Source organism: Nonomuraea sp. NPDC059023, from assembly GCF_042740095.1.
Classification (GTDB): domain Bacteria; phylum Actinomycetota; class Actinomycetes; order Streptosporangiales; family Streptosporangiaceae; genus Nonomuraea.
The window spans coordinates 37,048-60,417 of sequence record NZ_JBHYIO010000036.1; the positions used below are offsets into that span (position 1 = coordinate 37,048).

Below are 23,370 nucleotides of genomic sequence, written 5' to 3' on the forward strand. Positions count from 1 at the left end.
GAGGCGCGACCTGGCTCTCAGGTGGGATGACGGCGCGCCGCCGGGAGGGGACAATCTCGGTATGGCAGACATGCGTCCTCTCCGCGACGAGCTGCAGGCGACTCTCGACGCCCGGCGCGATCTCGGTCCCGAATACGAGCAGGCGTTGGTGGAATCGTTCGTGGAGCGGCTGGACGCCACGATCGCCGCCCGGGTGCGCGCCGAACTCGACACCCACCGCCCCAGACCCGGCAAGAACCACAAATCGAGCAGCTCATCGCTGATCCCCATCGCGCTCGGCTCGCTGGCCCTCGGCATCCCGCTCACGGCCATCGCCGCCTCGGCGGCCGGTCCGGCCGGCCTGGTCATGGCATGGCTGGCGATCATCATGGTGAACGTGGTGGCGGCCGTCGCCATCATGCGCGGCCGCTGACCGCACACCGCTCTGCCACGGGTACGAGGGCTCCGTGGCCCGCGGTAGACCCGCCGGGAGCAGGTACGCCCCGCCGGGAGCAGGTACGCCCGGCGGGGGCGGCGCTGTGCCCGGCGGGGGCCGGGCGGTCAGCCGTCGCGGTCGAGGCGCAGGCGGACCTCTTCGGCCAGTGCCTGGTCGGTGTGGTTGAGTCCGTAGCTCCAGACCCGGTCGGCGTCCTCGGCGCGCCCGCGCAGCGGCAGCGTGCGCGCCAGCAGTTCGATGGCCAGCGCGCTCGTGCCCGGCTCGTCGCCGTCCTCCACCGCGCCCGCGAACTCCGCGCACGCCAGCTCCAGGTGGGCGATCCCGAGCTGGACCCGCAGCCTGGCCACCTCCGCGGCCGGCGCGTCGTGCAGCGCGGCCATGAGCACGTCCGCGGCCTCGCCCGGCTCGCCCTGGAGCAGCAGCAGGTCGCCGAGCTGCTGGGCGGCCCGCGCGCCGAGGTGCGGGTCTCCGGCGCCGATCGCCGCGCGCAGCTCCTCCTCCGCCGCCTCCAGGTCGTCCCGCTGTACGGCCAGCCTGGCCAGCCCCAGCCGCGCCAGCGCCACGTACTCGGGGGCGCCCATGCCGAGCACCGCCTGCCAGGCGCCTCTGGCCTGCTCCGGCCGGTTCTCGCGCTCGAAGCCCTGGGCCAGGTGGCAGGCGGCCTGCGCGCCGTACTCGGGATGGCCGGTCGACAGCGCCACCCGGGCGGCCGCCCGCGCGCCCTCGGCGTCGCCCCGTTGCTCCAGCACGACCGCCAGCCCCACCGCGGCCTGCGCCCGGTCGGGCCCCGCGGGGTCGGCGGCCAGCTCGGACAGGATGGCCGCCGCCGCATCGAGATCACCGCCCTCGGCCAGCCTCCTGGCGTGTTCCAGCGGGGACGCGTCGACGTCTGGGGGTGTCAAGGAGGCTCCTTCTGAACGTTGATCGCCCCGAGCCTAACGACTCGGGGCGATCACGTCTCGCAACTCGGCCTGTCCTCATCTATCCCTGATGGACACGCTCTTGTTGCCTGCCGCCGTGACGAACACCCAAGGCGGCCCATGACAGACGCCACGACGGCAGACATGAGGACCTCAGCAGCCCCGGGCGCCGAACGCCAGGAACTGGGTGACCTCCCGCTGGTCGAAGTTGTCGTCGCTGCCGATCACCAGCGTGCACTCGCCGGTGGCCAGGCGCGGCCCCCAGGCCAGGCTTTCCAGGTTCTGGACCGGTGCCCTGACGTTCTCCAGGTCCATGACCAGCCGCTTGGAGACGGGCCGGTAGGGGCGCCCGGTCGCCAGGCTGTTCCTGTCCTGGACGTCGGTGGCCCGGCGCAGGTCGATCTCGTAGAGCTTGACCTTGTAGTTCACGCCCTCGATCCAGGAGCGCTCCAGGGCCAGGTAGCGGTGGTCGTCGAGGGCCAGGATCTCCGACACGCCGCTGTCGGTGGCGCCGTCCGGCGGGATCGGGGCGGCGGGCAGCGGGTCGATCGGGTAGGCGTACTGCCCGCGCAGCCGGCCGTCGCGGCCCCACACGGTGATCCGGGCCGGAGCGCCGGACTCGACGGTGGGCGGCTCGCCGTCCTCGTAGCGGGGGCCCTCCACGATGGCGGCGATCGTGGTCGGCGCGAACGTCAGCCCCTCGAACCCGAAGTTGCGCCGCGGGCCGCTGTCCGTGCCGGTGACCTTCAGGTTGCCGGGCAGCGGGAGCTCGCCCAGGTGCCGCCCGTCGCGCCCGGCCCAGCGGACGAACAGGTCGGCGAGCGGGATGCCGGGGTTGCGGGCGTCCGGCCGGTCGCCCTCGTGGCCCCAGAGCAGATTGCGGCTCCACCGGTCGAAGCGGATCGTCTCCGGGTCGGCGGACTCGGGCTTGCCGTACCCGGGGTAGGGGGTTCCGTCCGGGCGCAGGAGCGTGGTGGCGCCGGTCAGCCGTACTCCGGTGAACGCGCCGGTGCGCCGGTCGATGTCGAGGGCACCGGTGTAGAAGCGGGCGGGGTTGTAGCGCCAGCGGTCGTCGGAGATGAAGTACCAGGTGCCGGTCCGCGGGTCGCGGTCGATGCCGGACAGGCCGCCGACGACCGTGCCCTCGAACTCCATCTTGTGCGGAAGGCGCTGCTCACCGAGAAAACGGGTGATTCTGAGCCCCTGCTGCGGGGCGGAGGCGGCGCTCGACGGCGGGGTGGCCACGAGTTGCGCGCTGACCGCCAGCGCCAGAGCCAGGGCGGCCTTCACCGATCTTCCCCGAAGGATCATTCACTTCTCCACGGCTTGGAAACGGGCCCCGTCGGGGCCTGAGCAAGCACATGAGAGCGTGGATCAAGAGGAAAGTCATGAGGACATGCCGCCGCTCCGGCAGCCTTTACCGTCGGCTCCCGAGCCCGGACCGTCGAAGGCCCCGGGAAGGCACAAAGCGCTTCCCGGGGCCTTCGGGGGCCTTCGTCAACCTCAGTCCTCGTACGCCTCCAGCGGCGGGCAGGCGCAGACCAGGTTGCGGTCACCGTAGGCCTGGTCGATGCGGCGCACCGGCACCCAGTACTTGCCGTCGCGCAGCGAGCTGACCGGGTAGGCGGCCTCGGCGCGGGTGTAGGGGTGCGCCCAGGTGTCGGAGGTGGCCGCCTCGGCGGTGTGCGGGGCGTTGCGCAGCGGGTTGTCGTCCTTGTCGTAGGCGCCCGAGGCCACCTTGGCGATCTCGCCGCGGATGGCGACCATGGCGTCGGCGAAGCGGTCGAGCTCGGCCAGGTCCTCGCTCTCGGTCGGCTCGATCATCAGCGTGCCGGCCACCGGGAAGGACATCGTGGGCGCGTGGAAGCCGTAGTCGATGAGGCGCTTGGCCACGTCGTCGACGGTGACGCCGGTCTCCTTGGTGATCTGGCGCAGGTCGATGATGCACTCGTGGGCGACCAGGCCGCCACGGCCGGTGTAGAGGACCGGGTAGTGCGGGGCCAGGCGGCGGGCCAGGTAGTTGGCCGACAGGATGGCCTGCTCGGTGGCGGCCTTGAGGCCCTCGCCGCCCATCATCCTGATGTAGGCCCAGGAGATGGGCAGGATGCCGGCGGAGCCGTACGGGGCGGCCGAGACCGCGCCGACCGGCGAGCCGGGACGCAGCGCGTGACCGGGCAGGTAGGCGGCCAGGTGCGCGCGGACGGCGACCGGGCCGACGCCGGGACCGCCGCCGCCGTGCGGGATGCAGAAGGTCTTGTGCAGGTTGAGGTGGGAGACGTCGGCGCCGAACTCGCCGGGCTTGGCCAGGCCGACGAGGGCGTTGAGGTTGGCGCCGTCGACGTAGACCTGGCCGCCGGCCTCGTGGACCTTGGCGCAGATCTCGGTGATGGTCTCCTCGTACACGCCGTGCGTGGACGGGTAGGTGACCATGATCGCGGCCAGCGCGTCGCGGTGCTTGGCGATCTTGGCGTCGAGGTCGGCGAGGTCGATGTTGCCCTCGTCGTCGCAGGCGACCACGACGACGCGCATGCCGGCCATGACGGCGCTGGCGGCGTTGGTGCCGTGGGCGGAGGACGGGATGAGGCAGACCTCGCGGGCCGTGTCGCCGCCCGCCTGGTGGTAGGCGCGGATGGCCAGCAGTCCGGCGAACTCGCCCTGCGAGCCGGCGTTGGGCTGGATGGAGACGGCGTCGTAGCCGGTCACCTCGGCCAGCCAGGACTCCAGCGTGCCGATCAGCTCCAGGTAGCCCTCGGTCTGCTCGGCCGGGGCGTAGGGATGGACGGCCGCGAACTCGGGCCAGGTGATCGGCTCCATCTCGGTGGTCGCGTTGAGCTTCATCGTGCACGAGCCCAGCGGGATCATCGAACGGTCGAGGGCGATGTCCTTGTCCTGCAGCTTGCGCAGGTAGCGCAGCATCGCGGTCTCGGAGCGGTGGCTGTGGAAGACCGGGTGGGAGAGGTAGTCGTCCTCGCGGGCGAGCGCGGCGGGCAGCGCGTCGTCACCGGCCAGGTCGCTGAGCCCGGCGGAGACGCCGAAGGCGGCGGCGACCTGCTCCAGGTGGGCGAGCTCGGTCTTCTCGTCGCAGGAGACCGAGACGTGGTCGGCGTCGATCTGCCAGAGGTTGACGCCGCGGGCGGCGGCCTCGGCGACGACCTGCGCGGCCCTGCCGGGCACGCGGGCGGTCACGGTGTCGAAGAACTCGCCGTGCACGACCTCCACACGGCCCGCGCGCAGCACCTCGGCGAGCGTCACGGCGTGGGCGTGGGTACGGCGGGCGATCCGCCGCAGGCCCGCCGGCCCGTGGTAGACCGCGTACATGCCGGCGATGACGGCCAGCAGCACCTGGGCGGTGCAGATGTTGGAGGTGGCCTTCTCCCGGCGGATGTGCTGCTCGCGGGTCTGCAGGGCCAGGCGGTAGGCGGGCGCGCCGTCGGCGTCCACCGAGACCCCGACCAGGCGGCCGGGCATCTGCCGCTGCAGCCCCTCGCGCACGGACATGTACGCGGCGTGCGGCCCGCCGAACCCGAACGGCACGCCGAAGCGCTGGGAGGAGCCGATCGCGATGTCGGCGCCGAGCGTGCCGGGCGCGGCGATGAGCGTGAGGGCGAGCAGGTCGGCGGCGGCGACCACGAGGGCGCCGGCGCCGTGCGCGCGCTCGGCCAGCGCGCGGAAGTCGCGCACGCGGCCGGAGGCGCCCGGGTACTGCACCAGCACCCCGAAACACTCGGGCAGCTCGCCGTCGAGGTCGGAGTAGACGAGCTCGATGCCCAGCGGCTCGGCGCGGGTGGCCAGCACGGCCTTGGTCTGCGGGAGGGCGTCGGCGTCGACGACGAACACGGGGCTCTTGGACTTGCCGGCCCGGCGGGCCAGGGTCATCGCCTCGGCGGCGGCCGTACCCTCGTCCAGGAGGGAGGCGCCGGCCACGTCGAGGCCGGTGAGGTCGGAGACCACCGTCTGGAAGTTGAGCAGCGCCTCGAGGCGGCCCTGCGAGATCTCGGGCTGGTAGGGCGTGTACGCGGTGTACCAGCCGGGGTTCTCCAGCAGGTTGCGGCGGATCACCGCGGGCGTGATCGTGTCGTGGTAGCCCAGGCCGATCATCGAGGTGAGCACGCGGTTGCGGCCGGCCAGCTCGCGCAGCTCGGCGATGACCTCGCTCTCACTGGCCGCCGGGGGCAGCTTCAGCTGGTCCTTGGCCCTGATGGCCTCGGGCACCGCCACCGCCACCAGATCGGAGACCGACTCGAAGCCGACGGCCTCCAGCATCCGCTGCTGCTCGTCGGCCGAGGGCCCGATGTGGCGGGTGGAGAACGGAGGTGCTGTCAGGTCGGTCATGAGGGTGCCCTCCCGAGGCGATGGAGACCGGCGCCGGGGCGCGGTGGCCGGGTCTCCCCCTCTGTCATGGGACCTGAGAGCTTCACCCCGCGGGCGGGGCTTGCACCGTCGGTGAGGCGCGCCTGGCTGGCGTGCCTGCTTTCCAGAGTTGCCTCACCCGAGCGGTACCGGTTGCCTGAGAGATTCCGGGGAGGGTTGCTCCTTCGGCGCCCCGACTCAGGGTCGGGGACTCTCCCGCACGGGGTCGTCAGCCTTCGGGACCTAGATTACTACGCCGGACCGCGTCAGGCGTTCCGGCACGCTCAGCTATCCGATCTTGCGCGCGCGACGCCGCTGCGCCAGCTCGTCCGCGGGGTGGTCGGCCGGGTCGTCACCGGCCGCGGCTCGTTCCCCCGGCAGCTCCGCGAGCGACCCCTCGACTTCCCGCCAGACTTTGCCCAGCGCGATCCCGAACACGCCCTGACCGCCCTGCAACAGGTCGATGACCTCGTCGGCGGAGGTGCACTCGTAGACGCTGACGCCGTCGCTCATGAGCGTGATCTGCGCGAGGTCGGCGACGCCTCGATCACGCAGATGCTGTACGGCGGTGCGGATCTGCTGGAGCGAGACTCCGGTGTCCAGCAGCCGCTTGACGACCTTGAGCACCAGGATGTCGCGGAAGCTGTACAGGCGCTGCGAGCCGGAGCCCTGGGCGGCCCTTATCGTGGGCTCGACCAGGCCGGTTCTGGCCCAGTAGTCCAGCTGCCTGTAGGTGATGCCGGCCGCCGAGCAGGCCGTCGGGCCCCGGTAGCCGATGTCACCCGGAAGTGTCGCGGGGGCGTCGTCGAAGAGCAGGCCCTGCTCTCCGGCACGCTGCCGCGCGCTCTCGCGCCGCACCGGATCTTCCTGGCCGGCCGTCTTTCCCTCGCCGCTGCTGACCGCCACGCGGACCTCCGGCTTTCTCTCATCCCGCGGCCTGATCTGGGGGTTCGCAACGCGCGACCACGGGTTTCACTTGCACCGTAGGACCGTGACCAAGCGCAGTCAACGATCCGGCTCGGCGCGTCGTGAAGCGTAAATTCACTGAAATACCTACCCCGCCCTGCCGAAGTCCTCGGGCGTGATCGTGTCAAGGAACTCCCTGAACTTCTCCACCTCGTCCTCCTGGTCGTCAGGAATGATCACACCGGCTTCCTGCACGACCTCCTCGCTGGCGAAGATCCGGGCACCGGTGCGCAGGGCGAGCGCGATGGAGTCGGACGGCCTGGCGCTCACTTCGACGCCGTTGGAGAAGACCAGATCGGCGAAGAAGATGCCGTCACGCAGCGCGACGATGTTGACCGCGCGCAGGCCGACGCCGAGCGCGCTGAGCACGTCGCGGAACAGGTCGTGCGTGAGGGGTCGCGGCGGCGGCTCCTCGGCCTGGGCCAGCGCGATGGCGGTCGCCTCGGTCATCCCAATCCAGATCGGCAGGAACCGCTCTCCGTGTGCCTCCTTGAGCAAGACGATCGGCTGATTTGTGGGCATTTCAACGCGAACGCCCACTACCTCCATCTGCAACACGGGCTGCTCCGTATCCGACACCTGACCGCTCTTATGCAATTCAACGTAACACCCGGCGGACACCTGGGGGTGCGCCGGTGGCCTCTTCATCGGCCCAGGACACTCCGTACGCCCGCGCGCAGCAGGGCCGCGTGCAGGTCGAGAAGAAGTGCGGACAGCTCCCTGCCCACCTCGTCGGCCTCCCCGATCGCGCCGGGCCTGCGGCGTTTGAGTATGGGCGCGACGGTCTGCTCCACCAGCCCCGCCTCACGCTCGGCCGCCGCCTTGACCGCCCGCAGGTGCCGGGCGTGCAGGCCGAACCTGGCCAGGGCGCCGACGCTTCGCGCCACCTGGAGCGCGTCCTCGTCGTAGCGGCGCGCGACGGGGGCCAGCAGGCCGTAGTCCTCCAGCTCGGTGAGCGTCTCCTCGCTCAGCCCCGCCGCCTCCAGGAGCTCGGCGCGGCTGAGCCGTACCTCCGAGGTCTCCTGTACGGCGTGCGGCCGCCCGAACGACTCGGCCATCTTGTCCTTGATCACGCGCAGCGGGAGATAGTGATCACGCTGCTCGCGCAGGATGAAACGCAGCTGCTCCACGTGCAGATGCGTGAACTTGCGATAGCCGGACGGGCTGCGCTCGGGCTCGATGAGCCCCTCCCCCTCCAGAAAACGGATCTTGGAGATCGTCACGTCGGGGAACTCGGCGTGCAGCAGGCCGAGCACCTCCCCGATGCTCATGTGCGAGCGGGCCGCCTGAGAGGTCATCCCGCGACGGCGGTCCGCATCAGGAAGACCAGCCGGAACTTGCCGATCTGCACCTCGTCGCCGGAGTGCAGCGGCACCTCCTCGATGCGCTCGCGGTTGACGTAGGTGCCGTTGAGGCTGCCCACGTCGCGCACGGAGAACTGGCCGCCGTGGTGGCGGTAGAACTCCACGTGCCGGCGCGAGACGGTGATGTCGTCGAGGAAGATGTCGCTCTCGGGGTGGCGCCCGGTCGTGGTGAGGTCCTTGTCGAGCCGGAAGCGGCTGCCGACGTTGGGACCCCTGGTGACCGTGAGCAGCGCGGTGCCCGGAGGCAGCTGCTCCACCAGGGCCCGCTCGGCGAGCATGAACTCACCGGTCTCCGCCTCGTACGCCTCGATTCCCGCGACCGAGATGGTCGAAGTGGTGTCCCCGGCGACCTCGGGTCTGGTCAGCGGTGACCCACAGCGGGAGCAGAAACGGGCATCCTCGGGGTTGGCGTGCCCGCACTGCGTGCAGTAGACGCTCGGCATCGATCGGCTCGGCCTCCTACCGCGAAGTCGCGGCAACGGTGCTCGGGGCGCGCCTCGCTTCGCTCTTCAAGTTTGCGAATGCCGCAACTTACGCTGATCAGCGACGAAGGTCAAGACGGACGCCTGACGACAGGTTTGGACGGTGACAAAGTTACCGCCGAGTCTGCCTCAAGGTCCATGCCGCCGCGCTGCCTTTCTGTCACGTTCCTGTTGCCTGCCGGGCAATCCGGCAGGTCATCCTCCCAGATGCCGGCCCAATGATCCACTCGAAGATCCGGCGTGTCACACTCCGGAATCCCCTTCGATGATCCGGTACGCCACGTTCCGATGATCCGGTCTCACGCTCCTGAGGCCTGTTCGACGATGCGGGCCCAGCGTTCCAGGAGTGCCTGGGCCGAGTCGGCGTCGGCGGCCTCGGCCCAGACGTCCGTGACGGGCTCGGTGGCGGCCGGGAGGATGAGCGCCCAGCCGCCGTCATCGGCGGCCAGCCGTACGCCGTCGGTGGTGTCGACGCGGAAGCCCTCACCCGCCGCCTCCGCAGCCTCGATGACCGAGCGCATCACCGCGCCCTTGGCCGCCCACGGCGTGGGGACGCTGCGCTTGAGCAGGCTCGCCTCGGGGATGCGGGCGTCGATCTGGCTGAGCGACAGGCGCGTGCGGGCGACCAGGCCGAGCAGGCGCATGAAGGCGGCCAGGCCGTCCACGGCGGGGCTGAACTCGGGCACGATGAAGCCGCCCCGGCCGTCCCCGGCGAAGACCAGGTCCTCGGCCGCGGCGGCGGAGGTGAGCGCGTCGGTGGCGGTGGAGGTCCATTCGACCTGGACGCCGTGGAAGCGGCAGACCTGCTCGGCGACGCGGGTGGTGGTGACGGGCAGGGCGACGCGCCCGCGGCGGCGCTCGGCTGCGACGAGGTCGAGCACGACGAGCAGGGCGCGTTCCTCGCCGATGAGCTGGCCCAGCTCGTCCACCAGGGCGATGCGCTCGCCCATGGGGTCGAAGCGCACGCCGAAGGCGGCCCGTGAGGAGCTGACCAGCTCGGCCAGGCGCTGCAGGTCGCGGCGGCGCTCGGCGAGGGTCTCGGTGGGCGAGGCCTCGTCCAGGCGGGCGTTGACGGTCAGCACCTCGACCCCGACGCGGCCGAGCAGCGTCGGCAGGACCAGCGTGGCGGTGCCGCCGGCGCAGTCGACGACGACCTTCATGTCGCGTACGCCGGTCATGTCCACGCAGGCCAGCAGCTCGTGGGCGTAGTCCTCGACGGCCCTGGCCGGGTAGCGCAGCTCGGCGATCTCGCCGGGGAACGCGCGGCGGAACTCCTGCCGGGAGTAGACGCGCTCCAGCTTGCGCTGGGCGGCGGGGGGCAGGTCGGAGCCGCGCTGGTCCATGAAGACGATGTCGACGCTCTGGGGGTCGCCCGCGGTGGTCCGCAGGGCGATGCCGCCGGCGGCCGCCTCGCGGGAGGTGTGGAAGCGCGCCACGGGCAGCGGGGCGGCCTCCAGGTCCAGGACGTTGATGGCGCTGGCGGTCAGGGCGCCGATGACGGCCCGCTTGAGCGCTCTGGCCGCCAGTGAGGAGTCCCGGGCGGTGACCACCCGCTCGCCCTTCTTGAGCGTCGTGGCGTAGGCGCTGGCCAGCCGTACGCACAGCTCGGGGGTGATCTCGACGTTGACCAGGCCGCTGACGCCGCGGGGGCCGAACAGGCTGCGCTGGCCGCGCGACTCCCAGATGACGCTGGTGTTGACGACGGCGCCGGCCTCGATGGTCTTGAAGGGGTAGACGCGTACGCCGCTGGAGACGTAGGCCTCGGCCTCGATGACGCAGTCGTCGCCGATGACGGCGTTCTCCTCGACGCGGGCGCCGGTCATGAGGTCGGTGCCCTTGCCGATCACGCAGCCGCGCAGGTGGGCACCGGGGCCGAGGTAGACGTTGTCGTGCAGGACGGCGCGGTGCAGGAAGGCGCCCTCGCGGACCAGCGCGTTGTTGCCGACGACGGTGAACTCGCGCAGTTCGGCGCCGGCCTCGATCTTGGCGTACTCGCCGATGAGCAGGGGGCCTTTCAGGACCGCGTCGGGGTCCACGGTGGCCGATTCGGCGACCCAGACGCCCGGGGAGCGTTCGAAGCCGCCGATGTCGAGCTGGACGCGTCCCGCCAGGGCGTCGGCCTGGGCCTTGAGGTAGCTCTCGTGGGTGCCGACGTCCTCCCAGTAGCCCTCGGCGACGTAGCCGAAGAGCGGGGCGCCGCGCTTGAGCAGGCGGGGGAAGACGTCGGCCGACCAGTCGACCACCTCGCCGTCGGCGACCTCGTCGAGGACCTCGGGCTCCATGACGTAGACGCCGGTGTTGACGGTGTCGGAGAAGACCTGGCCCCAGGTGGGTTTTTCGAGAAAGCGCTGGATGCGGCCGTGCTCATCGACGATGATGATCCCGAACTCGAGCGGGTTGGGCACGCGTTTCAAGCCGATGGTGACGAGCGCCGCATTCTCACGATGGAAACGGATCATGTCCGATAAATCGATATCCGTTAGGGCGTCGCCGGAGATGACCAGGAAGCGGTCGTCCCTGAGCTTGTCCGCGGCGTTCTTGACGCTGCCGGCGGTGCCGAGCGGAAGGTCCTCGGTGGCGTAGTTGAGGCTCATGCCGAGCTCGTCGCCGTCGCCGAAGTAGTTGCGCACGAGCGCGGCGAGAAACTGCACGGTCACGACGGTCTCGGTGAGGCCGTGCCGTTTGAGCAGCCGGAGCACGTGCTCCATGATCGGGCGGTTGACCACCGGCAGGAGAGGTTTGGGCTGGTTGGCGGTCATCGGTCGCAGCCGAGTACCCTCCCCGCCCGCCATCACGACCGCCTTCACCCGATCACTCCTTCTTGTCGGCCTTTATGAGCTGGCGCACCTGTACCACATACAACAGCCCCGCCCACCAGTACAGGCCCGTTCCCCAGATCGCGAAGGCCCAGCCGGTAATCCGGGCAATTTCCGCATACCACCCAGTGTGGGAGGCGAGGAAGAGGAGCGGGAAGGCGTACATCAGGTTGAACATGGCGGCTTTGCCCAGAAAATGCACCTGGAGTGCCCGGTAGCCGTGTTTGCGAAGGACGGGAGCGAAACTCGCGACGAAGAGTTCACGACCGAGGATGAGCACCACCAGCCACCAGGGGATGACCTCGCGCAACAGCAGGCCGATGATCGTGGCGAACACGTAGAGCTTGTCGGCGGCGGGGTCGATGATCCGGCCGAGGCGGCTGGTCTGGTTGAACGCGCGGGCGATCTTGCCGTCGAGCCAGTCGGTGAACCCGGCCACCATCAGCAGCGCGATGGCCCAGCCGTCCGCCTTGGGCCCCAGAACCAGCCAGAGGAACACAGGGACGCCAAGCAGGCGCAGGAAGCTCAGCAGGTTCGGAACTGTCCAGATCCGGTCCTCGGCGGAAGTTTCGCTCACGCTGCGACCCTACTGCGTTGGGTTGTCCTCCCACGCGATCACCTGCTGGGCGTCCCCGGACTCCGTCATTTCCCCCCACCGTCCCCTCCCCGCCCCGGCCTCGCGCGGCCGGTATGGCGGACAGGCATCGCGGGAGCCGTACCTGGGGGGTGGGTTACCGGCGGGCGGAGGTGAGGAAGGCCCGGATGAGGGCGGAGTCCTTGACGCCGCGCGCGACCTCCACGCCGCTGGAGACGTCCACGCCCCACGGCGCGGCGGCGGCCACCGCCGCGCGCACGTTCTCCGGCGTGAGGCCGCCCGCCAGCAGCCAGCGGCCCGTCGGACGACCGCGGACGGCGGACCAGTCCCACGGCTCGCCCGCGCCCGCCCGGGGCGCGTCGACCAGCAGCAGGTCCTCGTCGTAGGCCCCGCAGCGCAGGTCGGCGTCGGCGGCCACGGCCCGTACCAGCGTGAGGCCCAGGTCCTTCAGCGCGGTGAAGTCGGAGTGCGGGTGGACGCCGTGGAGCTGGATCGCGCGCACGCCCGCCGTCAGCGCCGCGGCTCTGACCGTGTCCGGGTCCTCGCCCTTGAAGACGCCCACGGTCAGGACGTGCGGGGGGACCAGGGCGGCGAGCTCGGCCGCGCGCTCGGGCGTGACGCGGCGCGGGCTGTGGGTGAGCACGAGGCCGATGGCGTCGGCGCCGGCCTCGACGGCGGTGCGGACGTGCTCTTCTTCGCTCAGGCCGCAGATCTTGACGTACACCCCTCCAGGCTACGGCAATCGTGAGAGAGCGCTCATGAACGCCTCATGAACGGGTAATCACGCTCCGCGACGATCGTGGTCGTGACAAGAACGATCTCCGCCCTCCTCCTCAGCGCCCTTGCCGTGACCGCCGTCGTGATCTTCACGCCGGGCCTCGGCACGCAGGGGAAGATCACGCTGGGCGTGTTCGCGGTGGCGACCGTTCTGTGGATGATCGCCAAGGTGGACGACACGCTCGTCGCCCTCGGGGCCGGGCTGGCGCTGGTGGTGTCGGGGGTGCTACCCGCCGACGACTTCTTCGGGGCGCTCGGTGAGCCGACCGTGTGGCTGCTCATCTGCGCCTTCGTGATCGCCGCCGGGGTGTCGGCCTCGGGGCTGGCCGCGCGGGCGACCGCCTGGCTGGTCTCCCGGGCCTCGACCGTACGGCGGCTGGTGCACCTGACCACGGCGGCGCTGGTGGTGAGCGCGTTCGCGGTCCCGGCCACGTCGGGGCGGGCGGCGCTGGCGGTGCCGGTGTTCCTGGCGCTGGCCAAGGTGCTGGAGGGCCGGCGCCGGGTCGTGGTGGCGCTGGCGCTGGTCTTTCCCGCGGTCATCCTGCTCTCGGCGGTCGCCTCCCTCATCGGGGCGGGCGCGCATCTCATCACGGTCGAGATGTTGTTCCAGGCCACGGGCGAGCGGATCGGGTTCGCGCACTGGCTGCTGCTCGGGCTGCCGCTGGCCGTCGTGTCCTCGCACCTGTGCGCCGAGATCGTGCTGCTCATGATCACGCGACGGGCCGACCGGCGGGAGCCGGTGAGCGTGGACGCGGAGGCGGTCGGCGAGGCCACCGGCGTGCCCGTCAGCGGGCCGCTGGACGGGCCGCAGCGCCGTTCGGCCGTGCTGCTGTGCGTGGTGGTGGCGCTGTGGTGCGCCGAGCCGCTGCACGGGGTCTCGCCCGCGGTCGTCGCGTTCGTCGGCGCGGTGCTCACCGCCACGCCGAAGGCCGGGACGATCACCATGAACAAGGCGCTGGCCACCGTGCCCTGGGCGATGCTCATGTTCATGGCCGCCACCATGGCCATGGGCGTGGCCATGACCACGTCGGGGGCGGCCGGCTGGCTGGCCGGCGGGTTGTTCGGGGTGCGGGTGCCGGCCTGGCAGTTCCTGGCCGCGGTGGTCGGCGTGAGCACGCTGGCGCACCTGCTGCTGCAGTCGCGCTCGGCGCGCTCCAGCGTGCTCGTCCCGCTCGTCATCACCGCCGCCGCCGGTCTCGGGGTCTCCCCCGCCGCGGCCGCGTTCGCCTCGACTGCCGCCGCGGGGTTCTGCCACACCCTGCCCGCCTCCGCCAAGCCCGTCGCGCTCTTCCACCGCATCGAGGAGGTCCCCACGTACGGCTCCCGCCACCTGCTGGCCCTGTCGGCGGTGCTCGCGCCGCTGACCGCCGGGCTCGTTCTGCTTTTCGCACTCATGGTGTGGCCGCTTCTCGGCCTGCCCTACTGAAGGATGATCATGCGTATTCTCATCGCCCCGAGTGGTTTCAAGGAGTCCCTGAGCGCGGGGATGGTCGCCGAGGCCATCGCCCGCGGGGTACGCCGGGTTCTGCCGCTGGCCAGGACCGAGACACTGCCCCTGGTGGACGGAGGCGAGGGCTCGGCCGCCGCGCTGGCCGAGGCGCTGGGCGGGCGGCTGGTGCCGTACACGACGACGGGGCCGGTCGGCGCGCCGGTGGACTCGCACCTCGCGCTGCTGCCCGGCGGGACGGCGGTGGTGGAGATGGCGGCGACCGCGGGGCTGCGGCTGGTGCCGCGTGAGCTGCGCGATCCGGGGCTGACCACGACGTACGGAGTGGGCCAGCTGATCGCCGCCGCGCTCGATCACGGGGTGCGGCGGGTGCTGGTCGGCTGCGGCGACTCCGGTACCTCCGACGGCGGCGCGGGCGCCCTGACGGCTCTGGGGGCGCGGCTGCTCGACGCGGAGGGGCGGGCGCTGCCGGCGGGCGGCGCGGCGCTGGCCCGGCTGGACCGGATCGACGTCTCCGGGCTGGACCCCCGGCTGGCGGGCGTGGAACTGCTCGTGGCCTGCAACCCGTGCAACGTGCTGTGCGGCCCGCGCGGCGTGGCGCGGGTGTTCGGGCCGCAGAAGGGGGCCACGCCCGAGCGGGTCGAGGAACTGGCCGCCGCGATGGAGCGCTGGGCCGGGGTGCTGGAGCGCGACCTCGGCGCCGGCGGGCTGCGGACCGCGCCGGGCAGCGGGGCGTCCGGCGGTCTGGGCGCGGGTCTCGCGGCGGTGGGCGGGCGGTTGCTGCCGCGCTTCGAGGTGCTGCTCGACCACGTGGACCTCGACGCGAAGATCGCCGCCGCCGACCTGGTGATCACCGCGGAGGGGGCGATCGACGCGCAGACGCCGTCGGGGAAGATCCCGGCCGAGGTGGCGCGCCGGGCCAAGAGGTACGGCAAGCCCGTCCTCGCCCTGGCCGGAACCATCGGCGCCGGGGCCAGCCAGGTGCACGAGGCGGGCATCGACGCCTTCGAGAGCATCGTGCCGGGGCCCATGCGGCTGGCCGAGGCGATCGACGGCGGCGAGGAGTTCCTGGTGGCGGCGGCCGAGCGGGCGCTGCGCATGGTCATGGTGGGCGCCCGGCTCCAGCGGGCCGGCGGCTCGTCCGAGATCATGAGGGCCGTGCTCCCGGGTTCCTCGGGGAACGGGTCGTCGCCGGGACCGGGCCGCCCGGCCGTCCCGCCCGCGGCCGACGAGGCGTCGGCGGGCCATGTCCCCGGAGGCCGGGTCACGACAAAGCCGAGGCCCGCCGAGCGCGCGATCCCGGCCAAGCCGAAGCCCGCCGAACGCGGGATTCCGGCGAAGCCGAGGCCGGCCGAGCGCGGGATCGCGACGGTGCCGAGGATCCCCGGTGTTCCCCCGCTGACGGAGCTGATCAGGGGGCGGGTCGCGTGATGGGGCGGAAGTGGGCGTCCACCAGCCCCATCCGGTGGGCGACCACCGCCGCCTGGATGCGGTTGCGCAGCCCCAGCTTCTCCATCACCGCCCCCACGTGGGTCTTGACCGTGGTCACGCCCACGTGCAGGAGCTCGGCGATCTCGCTGTTGGACAGCCCGGAGCCGAGCAGGGTCAGCACGTCCAGTTCCCGGTCGGTCAGGTGGGCCGCCGGCGCGGCCTCGGCGCGTACGTCCTCGGCGGCCAGCGCCCGCTCCACCACCCGGCGCAGCACGGACGGCGCCAGCAGCTGCTCGCCGATCGCGGCCCTGCGCACGGCGTCGACCATGCGCTCGGGCTCGTCGTCCTTGACCAGGAAGCCGAGCGCCCCGGCGCGCAGCGCGGCGTAGACGTTGGCGTCCTCGGCGAAGGTGGTCAGCACGACGATCCTGGCCGACGGGGTTGCCGCCAGGATGCGCCTGGCCGCCTCCAGTCCGTCGACGCGGGGCATGCGCAGGTCCATGAGGATGACGTCGGGCGTGAGGTGGGCGGCCAGGCGCACGGCCTCGGCTCCGTCCTCGGCCTCGCCGACCACCTCCATGCCGCCCGCCGCCTGCAGCAGCATGCGTACGCCCGCCCGTACCAGGGCCTGGTCGTCGGCGACCAGCACGCGGATCACGCGGCGCTCCCCCGGGCGCCGGGCAGGGTGGCGCTCAGCAGCCAGCCGCCGCGGCCGTCGGGGCCGGCGGTCAGGGCGCCGCCGAGGGCGCGCACCCGCTCACGCATCCCGGCCAGCCCCTGGCCGGAGGAGGGCAGCGGCTCGCGGGTGGTGACCGGCGGGCCGTTGCGTACCTCGACCGACAGGCCGCCCGCGGTGCGGGCCGGGGTGACGCTGACGCTCACCTCGGTGCCGGGTCCTGCGTGTTTGAGCACGTTCGTCAAGCCTTCCTGGACGATGCGGGCGGCGGAGGCGCGGGTGACCAGCGGCGCCTCCTCCATGGCGGGGTCGACGTCGAGCGCGACCACGAGGCCGGCGGCGCTCATCCGCTCGGCCGACTCCCTGACCACGTCGCCGGGGTCGGCGAGGAGGTCGGGCGGGCTGTCGGGGTCGCGCAGCAGGTGGAGCAGGCCGCGCAGGTCCTCCAGCGCCTGGTGGCCGGTCTGGCGGATGTCGGCGAGCGCGTCGGCGATCGGGCCCTCGGGCGCGGCGTAGTGGGCGGCTCCGGCCCGCAGCACCATGGCGCCGACGTGGTGGGCGACGATGTCGTGGACCTCGCGGGCGATGCGTTCGCGCTCGGCGAGCTGGTCGGCGCGTACCTGGGCGACGGCCAGGCGGGCCGACTCGCGGGCGCGCAGTTGTTCGGCCGAGCGCGCGGCCTGGTTCGCGCCGAGGTAGCGGCCGATCGCCACCGGCGTGACGACCAGCGCCATCAGCACCACGACGCGGACCGGCGTGGTCTCGACGCCGGGCTCGACGACGGCGATCGAGCCCAGGATGCACGCGGCGAGGTAGACCGCGGCGGTCCACAGCCACGAGGAGACCCGCATCGCGAACACGCCGATGGAGATGAGCACCAGCAGCATGCAGGTGTTGACCACCTGCGGCAGGTAGCTGTCGGCGGCCAGCAGCAGCAGCCCCTGGAGCAGGAAGACCAGGCCGGGCAGCCGCCGCGCGACGCCGAGCGACAGCCCGCCGGCCACCGCGAGCAGCCCGGTGACCCAGATCGGCTGCTCGGCGGCGTGCCAGCTCGTCCACGTGCTGAGCACCGCGTAGGCGACGCCGCCCGCCGCGAGCAGCAGGTCGGGCGCGATGGCGCGCTCTTCCAGCCGTACGGCCGGCCGCTGGAGATACGCGCCGAGCAGCGCGGGAAACAGCGCGAGCCCCACCGAGTACATCCACGCGCTGGACGTGAACGCCACGCCCGGGTCGGCGATGTTGAACGCGCAGGCCAGCGCGCCCGCCGCCACGGCCGCCACCATCCAGGGCCAGCGGGTGCGGTAGGCGGCGGCGCCGAGGGCCGCGCACAGCAGCACCTGCGCCGTGTTGGAGGTGAAGGAGCCGATCTGGTCGGTGTAGACGAGGAAGGCCGCGAGGTAGAGGACGACGGCGACCGGCCGGTGGCGCACGAACCCCATCGGCGCCCCGGCCAGCACCGCGAACAGGATCACCGACAGGGCGGGCCGCGCCTCCCAGGCGGGAGCCTTGCCCGAGATGAGCAGGTCCAGGCCGATGCCGGAGGCGGCCAGGAGGAGATCGAGCGGCACTCCCCGCCATCGCCAAGACATGGACAAACGCTATCCCCGCGGGCCGGCTGCCGGGTCCTCCTGGCGGAGGACCGGGCCTCCTCCAAGTGGCCGGAACTCTGTCCGTTGGACCGAGGAGCGAGCCCCGATCTATGCCGTAGGTTTCCTCACATGTCTAACGACACCGCTCTCTTTCTGGGCCAGTTCCTGCGCTCGCCCGCCAGCATCGGCGCGCTCGCACCCAGTTCCAGGCGGCTGGCCGAGGCGGTCTCGGCCCCGATCCCGGAACGCGGAGAACCGGTCGTGGTCGAGCTCGGCCCCGGCACCGGTCCCTTCACGGCCGAGATCCAGCGCCGGTTGTGCGGGCGCGGGCACCATATGGCCGTCGAGTTGAACGACTCGCTGGCCGGGCTGCTCGCCCAGCGCTACCCGCTGGTGGACGTGGTACGCGACGACGCCGCCCGGCTACCGGAACTGCTGGCCGAGCGCCGCCTGAACCGCGCGGACGTGGTGGTCAGCGGCCTGCCCTGGGCCGCCTTCCCGGAGAGCCTGCAGCAGCAGCTGCTCGGCGCGGTGTGCACGGCGCTGGGCGCGGGCGGGGCGTTCACCACGTTCTCCTACATCCACGCCATTCCGCTCAGCGCCGCCCGCCGCTTCCGCAACCTGCTGGACGAGCGGTTCGAAGAGGTCGTGCCGGGCCGTACGGTGTGGCGCAACGCGCCGCCCGCCTTCGTCTTCCACGCGCGCCGCCCCCGCCCCTGAGCCTGAGCCTGACCGCGCGGGTCGACGGTGATCCGCGCGGCTCGACCCTGACCAGAACTTCCTTCTACGATGGGCCGATGGATTTCACGCTTCCGGAGAGCGCGCTGGCCGTCCAGCGCGGCGTCGGCGACATCTGCGCCCGATACGACATGGACTACTGGCAGCGCTGCGAGGCCGAGAAGCGTTGGCCCGAGGAGGTCTGGGCGGAGCTGGCCAAGGGCGGGTGGCTGGGGCTGGCCGTACCCGAGGAGTATGGGGGCGGCGGTCAGGGGCTGCTGGAGCTCGCGGTCGCGACCGAGACGCTGTCGGCGTCGGGATCGGCGGGGGGCTCGGCGTTCACGTACGTGCTGACGCCCGGCTTCGGCGCGCTGACCATCGCCAGGCACGGCACCGGCGAGCAGAAGGCCGCGCTTCTGCCCAAGATGGCCACGGGCGAGATCGAGACCTGCTTCGCGCTGACCGAGCCGGACGCCGGGTCGAACTCCCTGGCCATCACCACCTCGGCCCGCCGCGACGGCGACGAGTTCGTGGTCAGGGGCCAGAAGATCTGGATCACCGGCGTGCAGCGGGCGACCTGGATGCTGCTGGTGACGCGGACGATCCCGGCGGCCGAGGCCAAGCCGCGCACCAACGGCCTGACCGTGCTGCTGGTGAACGTGCCGGAGGCGGTGGCCGCCGGGCAGCTCAGCTACCGGCCGATCCCCAAGATGGGCGCGAACACGACGCCGTCGAACATGGTGTTCCTGGACGACCTGCGGGTGCCGGCGAGCAGCGTCGTGGGCCAGGTGGACCAGGGCGCGCTGGTGCTGTGGGACATCCTCAACCCCGAGCGGATCCTGCTGGCCGCCTCCGCGCTGGGCGGGGCCGAGGTGGCGCTGCGCGTCGGGGTCGGGTACGCGAAGGAGCGCGAGGTGTTCGGCCGGGCGATCGGCGCGAACCAGGCGATCGCGTTCCCGCTGGCCCGGGTCAAGGCCAAGATCGAGCTGGCCCGGCTGATGTTGTACAAGGCGGCGTGGTCGTTCGACAGCGGGCTGCCCTGCGGGACCGAGGCCAACATCGCCAAGCTGACCGCCTCCCAGGCCGCGTGGGAGGCGGCCGACGCGGCCTTCCAGACGCACGGCGGCATGGCGTACTCGCTGGAGTACCCGGTGGCCCGCCTGCTCACCGACGCCCGGATCGGCAAGGTGGCGCCGGTGACCGAGGAACTCCTCCTGAACTACCTGGCCACCCAGGTCCTCGGCCTGCCGCGCAGCTTCTGAAGCAGCGCGGTGAGGAACATGGCGCTGAGCCGGTTGGCGGACTAGAAGCTCGGCGGCCGCTTCTCGCGCAGGGCCTGGACACCCTCCCGCACGTCGGGGCCGGTGAAGCCGAGGAACTCCATGGCCAGCGAGGCGTCGAAGGCCGGTCCGGCCATGCGCAGCCAGTTGTTGAGCGAGTACTTGGTCAGCCGGATCGCCTCCTGGGCGCCGGCGGCCAGCCGTACCGCGATCTCCATGGCCTTGTCGTGGACCTGGTCGTCGTCCACGCACAGGCTGACCAGGCCCATCCGCTCGGCGTCCGCGCCGGAGACCGGCTCGCACAGCAGCAGGTGGTACTTGGCCTTGGCCATGCCGCACAGCAGCGGCCAGATGATGGCCGCGTGGTCGCCCGCCGCGACGCCGAGGCGGGTGTGGCCGTCGATGATGCGGGCGGTGCGCCCGGCGACGGAGATGTCGGCCAGCAGCGCCACGGCCAGCCCCGCGCCGACCGCCGGGCCCTGGATGGCGGAGACGACCGGCTTGGAGCAGTTGAGGACGTTGTAGACGATGTCGCGGGCCTCGCCGAACACGCGCAGCCGGGTGGCGTGGTCGAGCGTCATCTCCTCGATCATCGACAGGTCGCCCCCGGCGGAGAACGCGCCGCCCTCTCCCCTGACCACGACCGCGCGGACCGCGTCGTCGCGGTCGATGTCGCGCCAGATCTCGGCCAGTTCGCGGTGGCCGGCCATGTCGACGGCGTTGAGGCGGCGCGGCTCGCTGATGGTCACGCGCAGCACGCCGTCGGCGGGCATGTCGGTCTTGAGCTTGTCGTAGGCGTAGGTCACGGGGCCAGGTCCTCGCGCAGCCGCTCCGCCACGTACTCGCGGGCCTCGATCGCCTGGTCGAACAGCCCCGGCAGGCCGAAGAAGCTGTGCACGGCGCCGTCGAACCTGCGTGACTCCACCGCGACCCCGGCCTTGGCCAGGCGCTCGGCGTAGCGCTCGCCCTCGTCGCGCAGCACGTCGCACCCGGCGGTCACGACGGTCGCGGGCGCCAGCCCCTCGCAGGAGTCCAGCCGCAGCGGTGACAGGCGCGGGTCGGCCGGGTCGGCGCCCGGCGCGTACTGGGCGAGGAACCAGGCCATCTCCCCGGCGTCGAGCCCGAAGCCCTCGGCGAACTCCTTGTAGCTCGGCGTGTCCATCGCCGCGTCCATGACCGGGTAGACCAGCACCTGGTGGGCCAGGCTCAGCCCGGCGTCACGGGCCTGCCAGGCGGCCACGGCGGCGAGGTTGCCCCCGGCGCTGTCGCCGATGACGGCCACGCGGCCGTTGCTCTGGTAGAAGGCGGGCCGGGCGAAGACGTCGCGCACCACGGCCCAGGCGTCGTCGGCCGCGTCGGGGAAGACGTTTTCCGGAGCGAGCCGGTAGTCGACGGAGACCACGACGGCGCCGGTGCGGATGGCCAGGTCGCGGCCCACGGCGTCGTTGCGCTTGACGCTGCCGAAGACGAAGCCGCCGCCGTGGAAGTAGACCACGACCGGCAGGGCGTCCTCGCCGCGGTCGGAGCGGTAGATCCTGATGGGCACGCCCTCGGCCGTCTCATCGCGCACGAACGGCAGGTGCGTGATCGGCCCGCGCTCGGCGGCCAGGCCGTCCTCCGCGCGCATCCGCTGGATGGCGCCCAGATCGAGCGTGTCCGGGTCGACGCCCAGATCCGACGGGAAGCGCGCGACGAAGTCCCGCGCCTGGGGATGCAGCGGCATGATCCGAAGCCTAGCGGGCCGCCTCCACGAGCGCATCGAAGAGCTTGATCTCCTCGGCGCGTTCCGGGTGCCACTGCACGCCCACGCCGAACCGGTGCCCCTGGAGCTCGATGCCCTCGACGATCTGGTCGTCGGCCCAGGCGACGGCCAGCAGGCCCGAGCCGAGCCTGCGGACCGACTGGGTGTGCGGGGCCACGACCTCGACCTTGTCGCCCACGGCCTTGCCGAGCTTGCTCGACACGCTCACCTGGATCACGTGCGGGCCCTGTTCGCCGTGCCGTTCGTGGTCGAGCACGTCGGGCAGCCAGGGGATGAGCGTGCCGCCCTGTGCGACGTTGAGCACGTGCATGCCGCGGGCGACGGCCAGGATGGGCACGTCGGCCTGGACGGCGGCGCGGGCCAGCGCCAGCTCGAACCGGTCGCGGTGGGACTGCGGCTCCGCCACCCTGGCGTCGTCGTCCTCGCCGTAGGCCTGCGCACCGACCTCGACGCCACCGGCCAGCACGATGCCCTTCAGCCCGCGTACGTAGTCCTCGACGGCGTGCAGGCCGAGCGGCGGCAGGATCACGGGGGCGCCACCGGCGCGGGTGACGGCTTTGGCATACGAGGGCGGAGACAGCACGGCCTCCCTGACCCAGTCGCCCCAGCGGGCGGCCTCGAAGTAGGCGGTGATACCGATCAGGGGTCGAGACATGCGATCTCCAGGGAGTTGGGGCCTCAAGCCCATCATGGCGCAGACCATTTCGGTTATGTCGGCTCTCCCGGAGATCCCGTTCTGTCACTTCTATCCCCGCCCGAATCTCAGGTGCCGATCCACTTTCGGCTAGCGGTGGGCGGACAGGAGGTCTCCGGCGGCGCGGGCGAAGGCGAGGACCCGGGCGCTCCCTCCCCCGGACCGCCACATGAGGCCCCACTCCACCGGAGCCGCGTCGCCGAACGGCACGTAGGCCACGTCGGGGCGGGGGTGGTAGCGGCGGGTCTGCGCGCCGACCGGGAACACGCCGCGCCCGGCCCCCACGAGCGTGAGGATCTCGTGCAGGGTCGCGGCCACCGGGCCCGGAGCGATGGCCCGGCCGGCCGGCGTACGGCGGGGCGTGCGGTCGGCCCGGTGCGACTCCGGCACCGACTCGGGCAGCCGCAGCACGGGCACCCTGGCCAGATCCTCGACCGACACCCGCCTCCTGCGGGCGAACGGATGCCCGGCGGGCACCGCCAGCATCCGCGCCTCGCGCACCAGCACCGGCCCGGCCACCACCCCGGCCGCGTCCATGGGGAAGCCGGTCAGCGCCAGGTCGGCCACGCCCTCGCGCAGCCAGGGCACGACGTCGCCGAGCTGCGCCTCCCTGATGTCCACCGCGCACCCCGGCTGCCTGGCGCGGAACTCCTCGGCCGCCCCCACGACGAGCTGCCCGCCGGCCGGGCCCACGAAGGCGACGGTGAGCGTGCCGGTGATGCCCTTGCCGGTCTCGATGGCGCGTTCCACAGCCGCGCCGATCAGCTCCCAGGCGGGCCGGATCTCCTCGTGCAGCTGCCGTCCCACCGCCGACAGCTCGACGCGCCGGCTGCTGCGGTCGAACAGCGGCACCCCGACCTTCCGCTCCAGCTTCTTGATCGTCTGGCTGACCCGGGCGGTGGACACGTGCAGCCGCTCGGCGGCGCGGCCGAAGTGCAGTTCCTCGGCCAGCGTCAGGAAGGCTTCCAGCTCGTATCTCTCCACCATGCCACCCCGGACCGTTAAACCACGCTTCATGATCCTTGCACAGACGCGCATTGATGACGAGAACGGACGAAACAAGGATGA

At 72.2% G+C, this 23,370-nt stretch carries 21 protein-coding genes and 1 riboswitch; of the genes, 5 read left to right on the forward strand and 16 right to left on the reverse strand.

The window, feature by feature from the left end:
* Window positions 1-61: 61 nt before the first annotated feature.
* Entirely contained in the window at window positions 62-412 is a 351-nt protein-coding gene (locus ACFWYW_RS43835) for a hypothetical protein (protein WP_379623100.1), read from the forward strand.
* A gap of 128 nt (window positions 413-540) precedes the next feature.
* Here the strand turns inward: ACFWYW_RS43835 and ACFWYW_RS43840 are convergent, their stop codons facing one another.
* The 10 genes from ACFWYW_RS43840 to ACFWYW_RS43885 form a co-directional block, all read right to left on the reverse strand.
* The gene (locus tag ACFWYW_RS43840; protein WP_379623102.1) at window positions 541-1,338 is read right to left on the reverse strand and encodes a tetratricopeptide repeat protein; all 798 of its coding nucleotides are present in this window, start codon (window positions 1,336-1,338) and stop codon (window positions 541-543) included.
* Between the two features lie 171 nt (window positions 1,339-1,509).
* The gene (locus tag ACFWYW_RS43845) at window positions 1,510-2,667 is read right to left on the reverse strand and encodes an esterase-like activity of phytase family protein (protein ID WP_379623104.1); all 1,158 of its coding nucleotides are present in this window, start codon (window positions 2,665-2,667) and stop codon (window positions 1,510-1,512) included.
* A 192-nt stretch (window positions 2,668-2,859) separates the two neighbouring features.
* Window positions 2,860-5,688 (reverse strand): aminomethyl-transferring glycine dehydrogenase, encoded by a 2,829-nt coding sequence (gene gcvP / locus ACFWYW_RS43850; protein WP_379623106.1) that lies wholly within the window; start codon window positions 5,686-5,688, stop codon window positions 2,860-2,862.
* Window positions 5,689-5,840: 152 nt separating this feature from the next.
* Window positions 5,841-5,935: riboswitch (glycine riboswitch) on the reverse strand.
* A gap of 59 nt (window positions 5,936-5,994) precedes the next feature.
* A complete protein-coding gene (locus ACFWYW_RS43855; protein ID WP_379623108.1) occupies window positions 5,995-6,612 on the reverse strand; it encodes a MerR family transcriptional regulator in 618 nt (205 codons plus the stop codon).
* Window positions 6,613-6,759: 147 nt separating this feature from the next.
* Window positions 6,760-7,230 (reverse strand): bifunctional nuclease family protein, encoded by a 471-nt coding sequence (locus ACFWYW_RS43860; RefSeq protein WP_090771501.1) that lies wholly within the window; start codon window positions 7,228-7,230, stop codon window positions 6,760-6,762.
* A gap of 86 nt (window positions 7,231-7,316) precedes the next feature.
* Entirely contained in the window at window positions 7,317-7,970 is a 654-nt protein-coding gene (locus ACFWYW_RS43865) for a MerR family transcriptional regulator (protein ID WP_379623110.1), read from the reverse strand.
* Complete coding sequence (locus ACFWYW_RS43870; protein WP_379623112.1) at window positions 7,967-8,479, reverse strand: FHA domain-containing protein; 513 nt, start codon at window positions 8,477-8,479, stop codon at window positions 7,967-7,969. The genes ACFWYW_RS43865 and ACFWYW_RS43870 overlap by 4 nt, the downstream gene beginning before the upstream one ends.
* A 338-nt stretch (window positions 8,480-8,817) precedes the next feature.
* Window positions 8,818-11,325, reverse strand: coding sequence for a sugar phosphate nucleotidyltransferase (locus ACFWYW_RS43875; protein ID WP_379623114.1), 2,508 nt, complete (start codon window positions 11,323-11,325; stop codon window positions 8,818-8,820).
* Between the two features lie 4 nt (window positions 11,326-11,329).
* Window positions 11,330-11,911, reverse strand: a complete 582-nt coding sequence (locus tag ACFWYW_RS43880) for a CDP-alcohol phosphatidyltransferase family protein (protein WP_184963195.1) — start codon at window positions 11,909-11,911, stop codon at window positions 11,330-11,332.
* Window positions 11,912-12,065: 154 nt separating this feature from the next.
* The gene (locus ACFWYW_RS43885; protein WP_379623116.1) at window positions 12,066-12,653 is read right to left on the reverse strand and encodes a phosphoribosylanthranilate isomerase; all 588 of its coding nucleotides are present in this window, start codon (window positions 12,651-12,653) and stop codon (window positions 12,066-12,068) included.
* A gap of 81 nt (window positions 12,654-12,734) precedes the next feature.
* Here ACFWYW_RS43885 and ACFWYW_RS43890 point away from each other — a divergent pair, with 81 nt between their 5' ends.
* Together ACFWYW_RS43890 and ACFWYW_RS43895 are read left to right on the forward strand one after the other, a co-directional pair.
* The gene (locus ACFWYW_RS43890) at window positions 12,735-14,132 is read left to right on the forward strand and encodes an SLC13 family permease (RefSeq protein ID WP_379623118.1); all 1,398 of its coding nucleotides are present in this window, start codon (window positions 12,735-12,737) and stop codon (window positions 14,130-14,132) included.
* A gap of 9 nt (window positions 14,133-14,141) precedes the next feature.
* Complete coding sequence (locus ACFWYW_RS43895) at window positions 14,142-15,584, forward strand: glycerate kinase (protein WP_379623120.1); 1,443 nt, start codon at window positions 14,142-14,144, stop codon at window positions 15,582-15,584.
* Here the strand turns inward: ACFWYW_RS43895 and ACFWYW_RS43900 are convergent.
* Complete coding sequence (locus ACFWYW_RS43900; protein WP_379623122.1) at window positions 15,565-16,242, reverse strand: response regulator; 678 nt, start codon at window positions 16,240-16,242, stop codon at window positions 15,565-15,567. The two genes, ACFWYW_RS43895 and ACFWYW_RS43900, sit on opposite strands and share 20 nt — an antisense overlap.
* A complete protein-coding gene (locus ACFWYW_RS43905; RefSeq protein ID WP_379623124.1) occupies window positions 16,239-17,849 on the reverse strand; it encodes a histidine kinase in 1,611 nt (536 codons plus the stop codon). The genes ACFWYW_RS43900 and ACFWYW_RS43905 overlap by 4 nt, the downstream gene beginning before the upstream one ends.
* A gap of 129 nt (window positions 17,850-17,978) precedes the next feature.
* On the opposite strand from ACFWYW_RS43905, the gene ACFWYW_RS43910 reads away from it, so the two are divergent.
* Window positions 17,979-18,569: a class I SAM-dependent methyltransferase gene (locus tag ACFWYW_RS43910; protein WP_379623126.1), complete on the forward strand. Its 591-nt coding sequence runs from the start codon at window positions 17,979-17,981 to the stop codon at window positions 18,567-18,569.
* A gap of 77 nt (window positions 18,570-18,646) precedes the next feature.
* Window positions 18,647-19,828 carry an acyl-CoA dehydrogenase family protein gene (locus tag ACFWYW_RS43915; RefSeq protein ID WP_379623128.1) on the forward strand — a complete coding sequence of 394 codons (1,182 nt, stop codon included), beginning with the start codon at window positions 18,647-18,649 and terminating at the stop codon, window positions 19,826-19,828.
* A 41-nt stretch (window positions 19,829-19,869) separates the two neighbouring features.
* Here ACFWYW_RS43915 and ACFWYW_RS43920 read toward each other — a convergent pair whose 3' ends face one another.
* From ACFWYW_RS43920 to ACFWYW_RS43935, 4 genes are all read right to left on the reverse strand, one after another.
* The gene (locus ACFWYW_RS43920) at window positions 19,870-20,652 is read right to left on the reverse strand and encodes an enoyl-CoA hydratase/isomerase family protein (RefSeq protein ID WP_379623130.1); all 783 of its coding nucleotides are present in this window, start codon (window positions 20,650-20,652) and stop codon (window positions 19,870-19,872) included.
* A complete protein-coding gene (locus ACFWYW_RS43925; RefSeq protein ID WP_379623132.1) occupies window positions 20,649-21,569 on the reverse strand; it encodes an alpha/beta hydrolase in 921 nt (306 codons plus the stop codon). Before ACFWYW_RS43925 ends, ACFWYW_RS43920 begins: the two co-directional genes overlap by 4 nt.
* Window positions 21,570-21,579: 10 nt before the next feature.
* Entirely contained in the window at window positions 21,580-22,263 is a 684-nt protein-coding gene (locus ACFWYW_RS43930; RefSeq protein ID WP_379623134.1) for a gamma-glutamyl-gamma-aminobutyrate hydrolase family protein, read from the reverse strand.
* Between the two features lie 129 nt (window positions 22,264-22,392).
* A complete protein-coding gene (locus tag ACFWYW_RS43935) occupies window positions 22,393-23,289 on the reverse strand; it encodes a LysR family transcriptional regulator (RefSeq protein WP_379623136.1) in 897 nt (298 codons plus the stop codon).
* Window positions 23,290-23,370: the final 81 nt, after the last annotated feature.

What these genes read in the sequence shown, in the direction of transcription:
- ACFWYW_RS43835 (WP_379623100.1), top strand. Translation starts at nt 62, where the DNA reads ATGGCAGACATGCGTCCTCTCCGCGACGAGCTGCAGGCGACTCTCGAC.
- ACFWYW_RS43845 (WP_379623104.1), bottom strand. Translation starts at nt 2,667, where the DNA reads ATGATCCTTCGGGGAAGATCGGTGAAGGCCGCCCTGGCTCTGGCGCTG.
- gcvP (WP_379623106.1), bottom strand. Translation starts at nt 5,688, where the DNA reads ATGACCGACCTGACAGCACCTCCGTTCTCCACCCGCCACATCGGGCCC.
- ACFWYW_RS43865 (WP_379623110.1), bottom strand. Translation starts at nt 7,970, where the DNA reads ATGACCTCTCAGGCGGCCCGCTCGCACATGAGCATCGGGGAGGTGCTC.
- ACFWYW_RS43870 (WP_379623112.1), bottom strand. Translation starts at nt 8,479, where the DNA reads ATGCCGAGCGTCTACTGCACGCAGTGCGGGCACGCCAACCCCGAGGAT.
- ACFWYW_RS43895 (WP_379623120.1), top strand. Translation starts at nt 14,142, where the DNA reads ATGCGTATTCTCATCGCCCCGAGTGGTTTCAAGGAGTCCCTGAGCGCG.
- ACFWYW_RS43905 (WP_379623124.1), bottom strand. Translation starts at nt 17,849, where the DNA reads ATGTCTTGGCGATGGCGGGGAGTGCCGCTCGATCTCCTCCTGGCCGCC.
- ACFWYW_RS43910 (WP_379623126.1), top strand. Translation starts at nt 17,979, where the DNA reads ATGTCTAACGACACCGCTCTCTTTCTGGGCCAGTTCCTGCGCTCGCCC.
- ACFWYW_RS43915 (WP_379623128.1), top strand. Translation starts at nt 18,647, where the DNA reads ATGGATTTCACGCTTCCGGAGAGCGCGCTGGCCGTCCAGCGCGGCGTC.
- ACFWYW_RS43925 (WP_379623132.1), bottom strand. Translation starts at nt 21,569, where the DNA reads ATGCCGCTGCATCCCCAGGCGCGGGACTTCGTCGCGCGCTTCCCGTCG.
- ACFWYW_RS43930 (WP_379623134.1), bottom strand. Translation starts at nt 22,263, where the DNA reads ATGTCTCGACCCCTGATCGGTATCACCGCCTACTTCGAGGCCGCCCGC.
- ACFWYW_RS43935 (WP_379623136.1), bottom strand. Translation starts at nt 23,289, where the DNA reads ATGGTGGAGAGATACGAGCTGGAAGCCTTCCTGACGCTGGCCGAGGAA.